We start from the raw sequence: 12546 nt of genomic DNA on the forward strand, positions 1-12546 counted from the left end.
TTATCAGCCTCCAAATCGCATTGTTGCCGCCAGCTTCAACGTTATGCCCGGCTCATAGACCGCGACTGTCGTGCTGCCGTTCAGCGGATTGGCGTATTTGACGTCGAACAGATTGTCGGCGCGGAAATCGACCTTCAGATTGTCAGTCGCCTGATAGCTAGCGAAGGCATTGACCAACGTGTAGTCCTCGGCCACCGCATTGCCCTTCGGCTTGCCGTTGTATTGCACCTCGCCGCCGACGGTCAGCTTGTCCTCGAGGAAGCGCAGGCCGAGTTGGGCGGTGACCTGCGAAGAGGGGATTGTGGCGAGATCGGCTTCCACACCCTTGTAGGAAATGGTGTGGCCATTGGTGATCGATGCCGAAAGCCCGGCATAGCCCCATCCGGCGTCGTAGACGCTTTCAAACTCAAAGCCGTGGATCTTGGCCTTGGCGAAATTCTGGTACTGATAGCAGATCGGAATGCCTGGGCCGAACGGGCAACCGCTGCCAGGAGCGAACGGCGACAATGTCACGCCTTCGATATAGTCGTCGACGTCATTGTTGAAATATGCCGCCTTGACGCGGAGTGCGTCGCCAGCCTCCAATATATCGTTTTGCTTGTAATTGATGCCGAATTCGGTCGTCTTGCCGATCTCAGGTCGCAGGTTCGGATTGGGCAGGAATGGGAAGGTGACACCTGCCGGATGGTTGCCGCTGATCAGCGTCTCCGTGAGGGAGGGCGAACGGTAGCCCTCTGCGTAAGTGCCATAGAATTGCAAGCCGGCAAGGCTGGCGTTGTCGAAGGGCGAGACGCCGACTGTGATGCGCGGCGACAACCGGTCGCCCGATGTATCATGGGTGTCATCCTTGAGGCTGTAGCTGTCGTAACGCAGCCCGGCGATCACCTCGAGCCAATCCCAGGTGAGTTTATCCTGGACATAGGCGCCGGACACATTCCGCTTGCCCGACGGCGTGTAGAAACTGTCGCCACCGGCGGTGCCGCCAGTCTTGACGTCGTCATTCACCCAGTCGCCGCCATAGGTCAATTCGTGCGCAACGCCACCGGTCTCGAATCGTGAGGTGTTCCAGATGTCGATTGCGGCCGTGCCGACATCGAAAGTCGATGTCGAGCCTGCCGGCAGCACCACCGGAAGACCTGTGACCGGATCGAAGCGGTTTTGCGGAACGAGGCTGGTCAGGTCGAGATTGGTCTTGTTGTAGGAGGCGTTGATGTGGAGATCGAGCCAGCTCTTGTCCTCGTCCGTGATGTTGTAACGGGCTGTGAAGGTGTTCGACTTCAGGTCGACATCGTTGACCGGCACACCGCCGCTGGTTTCGTCCCAGCCGTCGCTTGAGCCGACCCAGCCCAGCTTCAACTCGCTGTTCTCCGTCGGCCGGATGGTGGTCTTGAGCAGGCCGCTCAGCACGTCGAAGCCGGTGCCGTTGACGGTGTCGCCGCCGCCATCCTTGTAGTTGTCGTGGTTGCGGTAGACGATGTTGCCGAGCGCGTCCCAGTTCTCGTTGAAACGGTAGGCGCCGGTGGCGCTGGTGGTCCAGCCCTTGCCGTTGCTCTCATAGCGTCCGGTTACCGAAGCGCCCCATGTTTCTTCCGGCTTGAGGAAGTCCGCGGCGTCCTTGGTGTCGAAGAAGACGACGCCGCCGATGGCGCCCGAGCCATAGGTGTTGGCGACTGGACCACGGATCACATCGACGGATTTGACGAGCTCCGGATCGATGTAGAAGGTCGACTGCGTGCCGTGGTCGGACCGCTGGAAATCCTGGCGCGCGCCGTCGACGATGACCGCGACGCGGCCGAAATCCTGCAGGCCGCGTATGTTGATGCTGGTGCTGACGCGCCTGGCGTCGGCTTGCGCGGCGATGCCGGGCACGCCGAACAGCATCTCGTTCGGCGTCGTCGCCATGCGGCGGTCGAGCTGTTCCTGATCGAGATGGCTGGCCGAGGCCAATGATTCGATCGCCGTCTCGCCGGTGCGGCTGAGCACCAGGATCTTGTCGAGCAGCGTCGCGCCCGCGGGGGCGGCTTTCTCCGGGTCAGCCTTCTTCGATTGATCCGTCTGCTCGCCCGCCGGCTGCGTTGCCTGTTGGGCGTGGGCCGATGGCGCGGACAGGGCGATCGCCGCCACGCTTGCCAACAAAGCCGCCACACCGTGCGCCGCCGACCGGCCGCGCCATTCCCAGTTCACCAACCCCATGGCCCAACTCCAGATACCAGGTTTCGTGCTGGCTGGCCCGTGGCTCGCTGGCATTTTTCATCGTGTCCGGCGTCTTAAATGTTGACTCGTTTACTCCGGTATTGCACTGACTAATAAACATGATTATTCAAGTCAAGAAATGAATCGGCAATTTCGCAACGCCTAGCCAGGTGCCCGGCACAGGAAAGGGATCGACCCAGATGAACACGCACAATCCCAATGATTTTCGCTATCGCGTCCGCCGTTCCGACGATGCCTCCACTCGTTTCGATCGGATCCCGCTGGCGGTGCGAACCCTCTCGAGCAACACGCTGTTCCAAGGCGAGCACGAGATCGGCATCGAGCATCATGGCGCGCTCTACCGGCTGAAGATCACCCGGCAGGGCAAGCTCATCCTCAACAAGTAAGGCAAGGCAGTAGGGACGAGACATGGACCAGCGCGTAAAACCCGCCCCGCATGAAATCCGGCGGGCATGGACAGAAAATCCGAAAACGCGCGAGCGTGACCTGGCCGCCCAGCTCGGCATTTCGGAAGCCGAGTTGGTCGCAGCGCATTGCGGCGACGGCGTCGTGCGCATCGAACCGCGCGTCAACGACCTCCTGACCGGTCTCGAGGCCGTCGGCGAGGTGATGGCGCTGACCCGCAACGAAAGCGCGGTGCACGAAAAGATCGGCGTCTACGACAAGGTCGTCACCGGCAACCACAATGCCATGGTGCTTGGCGAGAACATCGACCTGCGCATCTTCCCGAAAGTCTGGGCGCACGGCTTTGCCGTGGAGAAGCGCGACGGCGACGAGATCCGCCGCAGCCTGCAGTTCTTCGATGCGGCGGGCGAGGCGGTGCACAAGGTGCATCTGCGGCCGGCCTCCAGCCTCTATGCCTACCAGAAGCTGGTCGCTTCGCTGGAATCGTCCAACCAGGAACCGACGGTCGCCATCTCCGGGCAAGCCTCCGACGACGAGGGCGAGGCGACGGCGACGACCGCCAGCCTCGACGATCTGCGCGACCGCTGGAGCCGGCTGACCGACGTGCACCAGTTCTTCGGCATGCTGAAAACGCTCAAGCTCAGCCGCCGCCAGGCGGTGCGCATGGTCGGAACGGACTATGCCTGGCTGCTCGACAACGACGCGGTCCGCGCCATGTTCCATCACGCCTCCGAAGGCGAGATGCCGATCATGTGCTTCGTCGGCAACCGCGGCTGCATACAGATCCATTCCGGCCCGGTCAAATCGATCAAGCCGATGGGGCCGTGGATCAATGTGCTGGACGAGACCTTTCATCTGCACCTGCGGATGGATCACATCCATGAGGTCTGGGCGGTGCGCAAGCCGACCAAGGACGGCCATGTCACCTCGCTCGAGGTCTACGCCGCCAATGGCGAGATGATCATCCAGTTCTTCGGCAAGCGCCATGAGGGCGAGAGCGAGCGCGACGACTGGCGATTCCTGGCCGAGAACCTGCCGCGCGTCCCAAGCCCGACGACAGCCTGAGGAGAACGACAATGGGCTGTTTTTCCAGGATCGTCGCCGGCCCGATGGTTGGCCTCGCTTTGGCTTTCACTGCGCTGCAGCCGGCTGGCGCCACAGAAGCCGTTTCCGTTTTCCCTGATCCGTCGAAGATCGCGGCCATAGGCGGTTCGATCACTGAAATCGTCTATGCGCTTGGCGAGGAGAAGCATCTGGTGGCACGCGATTCCACCAGCCGCTATCCGAAGGCGGCGTTCGACCTGCCCGATGTTGGCTACATGCGTGCGCTGTCGCCGGAAGGTGTGCTGTCGGTCAATCCGTCCGGCATCCTGGCGCTGCAGGGCAGCGGTCCCAAGGAAGCCGTCGACGTGCTGAAGAAGACCAGCATACCCTTCATCGAAGTGCCTGAGCATTTTAGCCACGAAGGCATCCTCGAGAAGGTCCGCATCGTCGGGAAGGCGCTGGGCGTCGACGCCAAGGCCGAGCTGCTGGCCAAGGAGCTCGATGCCAAGCTGATGGCTGCCGAGAAGCAGACAGCCTCGATCAAGGAACGCAAGCGCATCCTGTTCGTGCTGTCGATACAGGGTGGCAAGATCCTGGCCGCCGGCAGCGAAACCGCGGCCGACGGCATGGTCAAGCTGGCGGGCGGGGTCAACGCGGTCGAGGGCTTCTCCGGCTACAGGCAGATGTCCGACGAAGCGATCATCACTGCCAGGCCTGACGTGATCTTGATGATGAGCAATGCCGGGCCGCCGGTGTCGGACGACGCATTGTTCGGCGTTCCGTCTGTTGCCTCGACGCCGGCCGGAACCGCGCGCAAGCTGATCCGCATCGATGGCGGCTATCTGCTCGGCTTCGGGCCACGCACGGCTGAAGCCATTCACGACCTCGCCGTCTCGCTCTATGGCGCTGAAGTCACGGACTGAGCGGGCATATCATGGTCGATCAATCGATCGCCGGCCCGGTGAAGGTGATGGCGAATGCATCCGAAGGCGACCGCTCGGGCCGCGCGCGCATCGTCATCCTGCTGCTGTGCCTCGGCCTCGTGGCCGCCGCGCTTTTGTCGCTTACATCAGGGGCATCGGATGCTTCGGCCGTCAACGTCCTCAGCGACTGGCTGCTTGGAGCCGTCCCGAATGATGCGGCGCTGAGCGCCCGTGACAGCCTGATCGTCTACGACATCCGCTTGCCGCGCATCATCCTCGGCATGCTGGTTGGCGCGGCGCTCGCGGTGTCCGGCGCTGTCATGCAGGGGCTGTTCCGCAATCCGCTGGCCGATCCCGGCCTGATCGGCGTTTCCGCCGGTTCGAGCCTCGGCGCGGTGGCCGTCATTGTGCTTGGCACCACGGTGCTGGCGCCGGTGACGGCCTTGTTCGGCACGCTCGCGCTGCCGCTTGCCGCCTTCTTCGGTGGTCTCGCCACGACACTTGTGCTCTATCAGGTTGCGACGCGACGCGGGCAAACCTCGGTCGCCGCCATGCTGCTCGCCGGCATAGCGCTGGCGGCCCTTGCCATGGCGCTGACCGGTATCCTGATCTTCATGGCGGACGATCGCCAGCTGCGCGACCTGACATTCTGGTCACTTGGATCGCTCGGTGGCGCGACATGGGCGAAGATCGGTTCCGTCGGGCCGATCATCATACTGGCGCTGGCGGCGATGCCTTTCCTGGCGCGCGGCCTCAACGCGCTGGCTTTGGGCGAGGCGACCGCCGGCCATCTCGGCATACCCGTCCAGCGGCTGAAATATACGGCAATCATCGGCGTCTCGGCAGCGGTCGGTGCATCCGTCGCCGTCAGCGGCGGCATCGGCTTCGTCGGCATCGTCGTGCCGCATCTGCTGCGGCTGCTGATCGGTCCGGACAATCGCTACCTGCTGCCGGCTTCGGCGCTGCTCGGCGCCTCGCTGCTGCTGTTGGCCGATGCCGTTGCGCGCACCATCGTGGCGCCGGCGGAATTGCCGATCGGCATCGTCACCGCGATTGCGGGCGCGCCGTTCTTCCTGTGGATACTACTGCGCAAGCGCGGCGTGGTCGATCTGTGAGGCTTTGATGATCGAGGCAAGGGATATTTCCGTTAATATCGCCGGCAAGCGTATCGTCGGCGGGGTCGATTTCGAGGCACGGCCCGGCGAAGTGGCGGCTATCGTCGGCCCCAATGGTTCGGGCAAGACGACCTTCCTGAAGGCGTTGTCGGGCGAACTCGCCTATACCGGGCGTGTCATCCTCAACGGCCGTGATCTCTCGGCGATGAAGCCGGTCGAGACTGCGGTCCATCGTGCGGTGCTGCCGCAGGCGACGACGCTGTCGTTTCCGTTCACGGTTCGCGAAGTCGTCAAGCTTGGCCTTGTCGGCGGCCGCTCGGGTGCCTTGCCCGGCGAGGATGCGCGACTGCCGGAGCGGGCGCTGGCGCGCGTCGACCTCGACGGTTTTGCCGGGCGTTTCTACCAGGAGCTTTCGGGCGGCGAGCAGCAACGCGTCCAGCTTGCGCGCGTGCTGTGCCAGGTCTGGGCGCCGGTACTCGACGGCAAGCCGCGCTATCTGTTCCTCGACGAGCCGGTCTCCAGCCTCGACATCAAGCACCAGCTGATCATCATGAACATCGCCCGCGACTTCGCCAGAAGGGGCGGCGGCGTGGTCGCCATCCTGCACGACCTCAATCTGACTTCCATGTATGCCGACCGGATCTTCGTCATGCATCGCGGCCGGCTGGCCGCGACCGGTTCGCCGCAGGACGTGCTGAGCGATGAGCTGATCGATAAGGTTTTCGACTGCCGGCTCAGGGTCGGCGTGCTGCCGGCCGGCAATATGCCGTTCGTGCTGCCGCAATCTGCGGCCTAGGTGTGTTGACATTCAGGTGGGGTCAGCCTGCCAACAGGGTTCCTGCACTAATTGTCGAAGGCGGCGCTGCCCTTCATTGCCCTGCCGGGCGTTCGTTGTTCGAAAAGCCAAGCAGTTGGCTTTTCGTCCCGCTGCGCGGACCATTCCTCAACTCCCCGTTGAACGGGGAGAAAGAAGCTCAGGCGGCCGGGGCGCGGCGCTCTAGCATGTCGATGCCGAGCAGGTTGCGCACATTCGGCCTCGCCGCCACCATATCGGCGACTGTGTAGCGGGCAAGCACGGCGAAGAAGGCGTTGAGCGCCTCGCGCAGCGCCGAATTCAGGGCGCAGCTGTCGACCAGCGGACATTCAGCGGCGTCGTTCTCGAAGCATTCGGCCATGGCGAAGCTTTCCTCGGTAACGCGCACGACGTCGAAGAGGCTAATCGCTTCGGCTGCGCGGCCAAGCCGGACGCCGCCATTCCTGCCGCGCACCGTCTCCACCAGGCCATGCTCGACCAAAGGCTGCAGGATCTTGAACAGGAACAGTTCCGATACCGAATAGGCGGTCGCGATTTCGGGAATGCGGCTCAACCGGTCATTGTTGGCGGCACAATACATCAGGATGCGCATGGCATAATTGGTCTGGCGTGTAAGCCGCATTTTATCCTCACTAGGCGCCGGCGCGGTGCAACCACGCCAGATTCCTGAACTTTGCTGGCGCGGCTCTGATCCGGGCTTTCGGATTCGCCGCACTGGCCTCGACCGAATATGGCCTATACCTTGGAACAATTCCAGACTAGCCTCGCAGGATAGATGAATATTCTCGTCAACTTTATGTGCGCAACCCGGCAAAACGCCGGGAAAACCTGTCGTCACGGGCATTTCGGTGGCCGAATCCCTAGATAGACCCGAGATCGACCCCCGAGATCGACCAGAGATCGACGAGGAGCAGTTCATCCATGTCCCAATCGGCTCCGTCCCTGGCGCCTGTCCGTTTCGATGCCGACGCGACCGCCAAGCTCTCGGCGCTGCGCCGCACCAAGTTCATCGCCACGGCGGCGCTGGCGCTCTGCGTGCTGGTGTTCGCCTTGGCCAAGTCGTTCCAAAGCACCCATCCATGGCTGGGGTTCGTCGCGGCCTTCGCCGAGGCGGCGACCATTGGCGGTCTTGCCGACTGGTACGCGGTGGTGGCGCTGTTCAGGCGGCCGCTCGGGCTGCCGATCCCGCACACCGCCATCATCCCGGAAAACCAGAACCGCATCGCCGACAATCTCGGCCGCTTCATCGAGGCCAATTTCCTGGCGCCGGAGCCAGTGCGGGAAAAACTCGCCGAGGTCGATTTTGCGGCACTCGTCGCCGACTGGCTGACTGATGCCGAGCGTGCCGCCGGCCTGTCGCGTTTCGTCGTGCGGCTGGTGCCGCAGACGCTGGCCGCGGTCGAGCAATCCGGCCTGCGCGGCTTCGTCACCAGCCGTATGCTCGAGCAGATCGAAAAGGTGCCGCTGGCGCCGCTGGCGGCTGAACTCTTGTCGGCGCTTACTGACGACCGCCGCCATCAGAAATTGTTCGATGAGTTCATCAAGGTGGTCGGCCGCTTCCTCAACGACGAACAGGCGCTGGCGACGATGCGCGAAAAAATCCGCGAGGAACTGCCTTCGCTGTTCAACCTGTTCCGCGCCGACGCCTATCTCCTGAAGAAGATCGTCGCCTCGGCGGGCTCCTTGCTCGACGAGGTGCGGGCCGATCCCGACCATCCGATGCGGGCCGAGTTCGACCGTTTCGCGCAAGGCTTCGTCGAGCGGCTGCGGACGTCCAAGCAATATGCCAAGCGCGCCGAGAAGATGAAGCGTGATTTCCTCGCCCGACCCGAAGTCAAGGCATTGGCGGGCGACATATGGGAGAGCCTCGGCCTATTCATCGAGCAGGACGCCAAGGCGCCGAATTCGGTGATCCGCGCGCATCTCGCCAGCATGTTCGTCGAGGTCGGCCGTCATCTCGCCGGCGACCCACAAATCCGGGCCGATATGAACCGGGGGTTCGTCGTGGCGCTCACCTCCTTCGTCGAGAGCCAGAAGAGCGGCGTGTCGAAATTCATCGCCGACCAGGTCAAGCGCTGGGACCTGGCGCAACTGACGCGGCTGATCGAGATGAACATCGGCCGGGACCTGCAATACATCCGCTTCAACGGCATGATCATCGGCGGGCTGGCGGGTATCGTGCTCTATACGATCGAGCTGCTGCTCCCGGTCAATTGATGCGCATCGAGCGCCGGGCCTGTGTTCGAAATGGACAGGCGGCAGCCGAGTGCTATGCTCCCTGCGAGGGCGCCCGCATCCGCGGCAAAGGGGAGAAGACAGCATGGCAAAACAAACGGAATCCGATTCCTTCATGGACATGTTCGGCAGATTCGGCCGCGACCTGAAGGTGCCCAATGTCGATGTCGAGGCGATCCTTGCCCATCACCGCAAGAACCTCGAAGCCTTGGAGAAATCGGCGCGAGCCGGCGCCGCCGGCGCGACCTCGCTGTTATCGAGGCAGCGCGAAATGCTGCAGGACACGCTGCGCGAAATTGCCGACATGGCGCAGAGCTATCGGGCGCCGGGTAACCCACAGGAGCTGATGGCCAAACAGACGGAGTTCGCCAGGAAATCCTTCGAGGTCGCGCTCAAGAATGCTGGTGAAGTGGCTGAACTGGCTCGCAAATCCGGAACCGAATCGATCGAAATCCTGCGCGCGCGCATCAAGGAAGCGATGGAGGAAATCCGCGCCGGCTACGGGCAAAAATAGGCTCTTGCAGCCCGTCTTTTCGTCTTCGGCAGGACATGGGGTTTGCAATTCCGCAACCTTGCGCATAGTTGCATCCGCGCCACGCTATAAGCCGCCGGCAACCTCGGAAGGTTCGAAAATCTGAATTCGCCCTGCCATTGCACGGCAAGGCATGGCACGATTCGGCCGGAATTCGACGGAACGGATTCGCGCAAAGCGAATTGACAGGGGCCGTCCGTTCGTGGTCCGGAGGCGCTGCAAGCGATCGGGAAAGCAGGAATGACCGAAATACGGCCTAAAACGCCGCCGACCTACGAGCAGTTGAGGACGATGTCCGGGCAGGAGCTTGGCGTCTCGGAATGGACCACGGTCGATCAGAACCGTATCAACCAGTTCGCCGAATGCACCGGCGACCATCAATGGATCCATGTCGACCCCGAGCGCGCGCGGCGGCAAAGCCCGTTCCGCACGACGATCGCGCATGGGTATTTGACGCTGTCGATCATCGGCGCGCTGGCGCTCGGCATGGGCATTGTGCCGGAAAACACCCAGGCCGCCTTCAACTATGGCTTCGACAAGGTGCGTTTCCTTGCGCCGGTCAAGGTCGGCGCGCGCATCAGGCTGCGCACGGTGCTGCTTTCCATGGAAGACAGAGGCCCCGGCCAATACCTGATGAAGGCAGCCAACACCGTCGAGATCGAAGGCGAGGAAAAGCCGGCACTGACGGCCGAAACGCTGGTCATGCTCTATGAGCGGCGCAAACGGGCAGGGGCCTGAGCGTTCGCCACGTCCTCCGGCAGTCGCAATGTCAGGAATTTCGTGATGGTTCCTCGAATCCCTGACGACTGCTCACGGCACGGGCCGAGAGCAGCGCAAGGACCAGCGCGACCAGCGCCAGCGCCGTTGCTGTCTGAAAGGTGACCTGCATTCCACGGGCAGCCGCCTCGGAACTCAGAAGCTGCTGACCAACCCCTTGTTGCTCTCCGGCCGACGCAACCGCAAAGATCGCGCCCATCAGGGATGCGCCGGTGATGAGGCCGAGATTGCGCGACAGGTTGAGCAGGCCCGATATGACGCCACGTTCGCCGGTGCCGACACCGCCCATGACGGCCGCATTGTTGGCGGTCTGGAACAGGGCGTAGCCGAAACAGGTGATGGTGATAGGCACGACATAGCTGGCAATGCCGAGCCTGGTCAGGGCAAGCGACAGAAGGAATGTGCCCGTGGCCAGGCTGGCGAGGCCGGCGACCATCATCCTTCGGGCTCCGAAGCGATCGGAAAGCCGTCCGGCCAGCAGCGCCGACAGGGTCGAGACAAGCGGCCCGGTCGAAAGCACCACGCCGACCATCGCGGCATCGAGTCCCAGCCCCCGCGACAGATAGAATGGAGCGACCACAAGGGTCGCCATCATCACGGTGGCGACGATCAGGCTCATGACCAGGCTGGCGCTGAGCCGCGGATCCCGGAAACTGGCGAGTTGGACCAGCGGGGTCTGCACCCTCTTCTGGGCGATGGCGAACAGAATGACGCCGAGAGCGGTCGCGGCCAGCAGGCCGATGTTGAGCGCACCGAAATGGCCCCGGCCAAGCGTCATGGCCAGCGCATAGGCGGCCAGCGTCAGGGCGAGCAGCACAGTGCCAATCGCGTCGAACTTGCCTTGAGCAGCCTGCGCTGTCTTGCTGCGAGCGGGCAAGGCACGCCAGGCGAGGGCGAAGGTCAGCAGGCCTAGCGGCACATTGACCAGGAAGATCGCGCGCCAGCCGAGGCCGGCGATCAGCAAGCCACCGAGCGAAGGGCCGAGCGTCGTGCCGATCGCCGACATGGCGCCGAGCAGGCCCATGGCGCTGCCGGTTCGCTCCTTGCTCACCGTCTCCGCGACAAAGGCCAGCGTCAACGCCATCATCAGCGCCGCGCCGAGCCCTTGCACGGCACGCGCGGCGATCAGCAGCCACAGCGTCGGCGCCACGCCGCACAGCACCGATGCCGATGTGAACAGCGCGATGCCGCCAAGCAGCAGCGGCCGGCGCCCGAACATGTCGGCCAGCCGCCCGGCGCTGACGATCAACGTGGTGATGGCGAGGAGATAGGCCAGAACCACCCATTGCACGGCCTGGAACGATGCGGCGAACGTCTGCATCAGCGCGGGCAGCCCAACGCTGGCGATGCTGGTTCCGAGCGACGACAGCAGCGTGGCGAGCGACAGGCTTGCAAGCGCCCAGCCGACCGATTGATTCTGTTGCGGGGCTGATATCCCGTCCCGATTTTGCACGGCGACTGCCATGGCGATCTCCTTTCCGTTCGCTCCAGAACTGGAGCTGTCGGAGATCTAGTCTTGCGGTTGATATGGCGGAAGGCGCAGCATTTGCATCATATCAGTGCATGAGACGCCACATCATGTTACGATCCGCAGATGACAACGCCCGATCTCAATCTGCTGTTCGCTCTCGACGTGCTGCTGGCGGAAGGCAGCGTGGCCCGCGCCGCGCGCCGTTTGCGGCTCAGTCCCTCGGCGATGAGCCGGACGCTGGCGCGGCTGCGCGAGGCAACGGGCGATCCCCTGCTGGTCCGCGCCGGACGCGGCCTGGTGGCGACGCCGCGCGCGGAGGAATTGCGCCGGCAGGTCGGCCCTGTCGTCCAGGACGCGGAGGCGCTGCTGCGCCATGCCGATTTGCTTGATCCCTCAAGCCTGGACAGGGTCTTCACGATGCGCACCAATGAGGGCTTCGTCGAGGAGTTCGGGCCTCGTCTGGTCGCCCGCATCGAGGCCGATGCGCCAGGGGTGCGGCTGCGTTTCGCGCCGAAGTCAGATAAGGATGTGATGTCGTTGCGCGAAGCGGCGATCGATCTGGAAATCGGCGTCGTCGGCGAAACCGGACCCGAAGTGCGCATCCAGGCGCTGTTTCGCGACCGTTTCATTGGAGCCGTACGAGCGGGCCATCCGCTGAGCGAAGGCACGGTGACGCCCGAGCGCTATGCGGCTTGCCGGCACATCAGTGTTTCGCGGCGTGGCCGCGAGCGAGGGCCGATCGACGAGGCGCTGAGCGCGCTTGGCTTGCAGCGGATGGTCGTGTGCATGGTCTCGGGTTTCTCGGCCGCGCTCGCCATGGCGCGCGCCTCGGAACTGATCGCCAGCGTGCCCGAGCGGCACACGACCGGCGCGCGCGCCGGCATGCACAGTTTTCCGCTGCCGGTCACGACGGTGGAAGTGACCATTTCCATGCTTTGGCATCCGCGCCTCGATGCCGACCCGGCGCAACACTGGTTGCGCGACTGTGTGCGGGAGGTCTGTGCGGGGCGCTGAGA

The 12546-nt window shown here is 63.6% G+C and carries 12 protein-coding genes; 9 read left to right on the forward strand and 3 right to left on the reverse strand.

Going from position 1 to position 12546, the window contains the following annotated elements; all coding sequences use genetic code 11:
• Positions 1-3: 3 nt before the first annotated feature.
• A complete protein-coding gene (locus tag CKW40_RS10450) occupies positions 4-2193 on the reverse strand; it encodes a TonB-dependent hemoglobin/transferrin/lactoferrin family receptor (protein ID WP_095199850.1) in 2190 nt (729 codons plus the stop codon).
• A 200-nt stretch (positions 2194-2393) separates the two neighbouring features.
• Here CKW40_RS10450 and hemP point away from each other — a divergent pair, with 200 nt between their 5' ends.
• From hemP to CKW40_RS10475, 5 genes are read left to right on the forward strand one after another with little or no spacing between them, the layout of a single operon-like run.
• Positions 2394-2600 (forward strand): hemin uptake protein HemP, encoded by a 207-nt coding sequence (hemP, locus tag CKW40_RS10455; RefSeq protein ID WP_010909946.1) that lies wholly within the window; start codon positions 2394-2396, stop codon positions 2598-2600.
• Between the two features lie 22 nt (positions 2601-2622).
• On the forward strand, positions 2623-3684 hold the full coding sequence (locus CKW40_RS10460) for a hemin-degrading factor (RefSeq protein ID WP_095199851.1): 1062 nt from the start codon (positions 2623-2625) through the stop codon (positions 3682-3684).
• Between the two features lie 11 nt (positions 3685-3695).
• Entirely contained in the window at positions 3696-4586 is an 891-nt protein-coding gene (locus CKW40_RS10465) for a heme/hemin ABC transporter substrate-binding protein (RefSeq protein WP_095199852.1), read from the forward strand.
• Between the two features lie 11 nt (positions 4587-4597).
• Positions 4598-5701: a FecCD family ABC transporter permease gene (locus tag CKW40_RS10470; RefSeq protein ID WP_095199853.1), complete on the forward strand. Its 1104-nt coding sequence runs from the start codon at positions 4598-4600 to the stop codon at positions 5699-5701.
• Between the two features lie 7 nt (positions 5702-5708).
• Positions 5709-6497 carry a heme ABC transporter ATP-binding protein gene (locus CKW40_RS10475; protein ID WP_095199854.1) on the forward strand — a complete coding sequence of 263 codons (789 nt, stop codon included), beginning with the start codon at positions 5709-5711 and terminating at the stop codon, positions 6495-6497.
• A gap of 178 nt (positions 6498-6675) precedes the next feature.
• Here the strand turns inward: CKW40_RS10475 and rirA are convergent, their stop codons facing one another.
• Entirely contained in the window at positions 6676-7137 is a 462-nt protein-coding gene (rirA, locus tag CKW40_RS10480) for an iron-responsive transcriptional regulator RirA (protein ID WP_095199855.1), read from the reverse strand.
• A gap of 299 nt (positions 7138-7436) precedes the next feature.
• Between rirA and CKW40_RS10485 the strand changes: the two genes are divergently transcribed.
• From CKW40_RS10485 to CKW40_RS10495, 3 genes are all read left to right on the forward strand, one after another.
• Positions 7437-8732 carry a DUF445 domain-containing protein gene (locus CKW40_RS10485; RefSeq protein WP_095199856.1) on the forward strand — a complete coding sequence of 432 codons (1296 nt, stop codon included), beginning with the start codon at positions 7437-7439 and terminating at the stop codon, positions 8730-8732.
• Between the two features lie 103 nt (positions 8733-8835).
• The gene (locus CKW40_RS10490) at positions 8836-9264 is read left to right on the forward strand and encodes a phasin family protein (RefSeq protein WP_095199857.1); all 429 of its coding nucleotides are present in this window, start codon (positions 8836-8838) and stop codon (positions 9262-9264) included.
• Between the two features lie 258 nt (positions 9265-9522).
• Positions 9523-10020 (forward strand): MaoC family dehydratase, encoded by a 498-nt coding sequence (locus CKW40_RS10495; protein WP_095199858.1) that lies wholly within the window; start codon positions 9523-9525, stop codon positions 10018-10020.
• Positions 10021-10051: 31 nt separating this feature from the next.
• On the opposite strand, the gene CKW40_RS10500 is transcribed toward CKW40_RS10495, so the two are convergent.
• Entirely contained in the window at positions 10052-11524 is a 1473-nt protein-coding gene (locus CKW40_RS10500) for an MFS transporter (RefSeq protein ID WP_095199859.1), read from the reverse strand.
• Positions 11525-11653: 129 nt separating this feature from the next.
• Between CKW40_RS10500 and CKW40_RS10505 the strand changes: the two genes are divergently transcribed.
• A complete protein-coding gene (locus CKW40_RS10505; RefSeq protein ID WP_095199860.1) occupies positions 11654-12544 on the forward strand; it encodes a LysR family transcriptional regulator in 891 nt (296 codons plus the stop codon).
• Positions 12545-12546: the final 2 nt, after the last annotated feature.

This window comes from Mesorhizobium carmichaelinearum (assembly GCF_900199455.1).
GTDB lineage: Bacteria > Pseudomonadota > Alphaproteobacteria > Rhizobiales > Rhizobiaceae > Mesorhizobium > Mesorhizobium carmichaelinearum.

Coding starts and splice junctions, on each gene's coding strand:
- CKW40_RS10505 (WP_095199860.1), top strand. CDS start 11,654: ATGACAACGCCCGATCTCAATCTGCTGTTCGCTCTCGACGTGCTGCTG.
- CKW40_RS10470 (WP_095199853.1), top strand. CDS start 4,598: ATGGTCGATCAATCGATCGCCGGCCCGGTGAAGGTGATGGCGAATGCA.
- CKW40_RS10475 (WP_095199854.1), top strand. CDS start 5,709: ATGATCGAGGCAAGGGATATTTCCGTTAATATCGCCGGCAAGCGTATC.
- CKW40_RS10460 (WP_095199851.1), top strand. CDS start 2,623: ATGGACCAGCGCGTAAAACCCGCCCCGCATGAAATCCGGCGGGCATGG.
- CKW40_RS10495 (WP_095199858.1), top strand. CDS start 9,523: ATGACCGAAATACGGCCTAAAACGCCGCCGACCTACGAGCAGTTGAGG.
- CKW40_RS10485 (WP_095199856.1), top strand. CDS start 7,437: ATGTCCCAATCGGCTCCGTCCCTGGCGCCTGTCCGTTTCGATGCCGAC.
- CKW40_RS10450 (WP_095199850.1), bottom strand. CDS start 2,193: ATGGGGTTGGTGAACTGGGAATGGCGCGGCCGGTCGGCGGCGCACGGT.
- hemP (WP_010909946.1), top strand. CDS start 2,394: ATGAACACGCACAATCCCAATGATTTTCGCTATCGCGTCCGCCGTTCC.
- rirA (WP_095199855.1), bottom strand. CDS start 7,137: ATGCGGCTTACACGCCAGACCAATTATGCCATGCGCATCCTGATGTAT.
- CKW40_RS10490 (WP_095199857.1), top strand. CDS start 8,836: ATGGCAAAACAAACGGAATCCGATTCCTTCATGGACATGTTCGGCAGA.
- CKW40_RS10500 (WP_095199859.1), bottom strand. CDS start 11,524: ATGGCAGTCGCCGTGCAAAATCGGGACGGGATATCAGCCCCGCAACAG.
- CKW40_RS10465 (WP_095199852.1), top strand. CDS start 3,696: ATGGGCTGTTTTTCCAGGATCGTCGCCGGCCCGATGGTTGGCCTCGCT.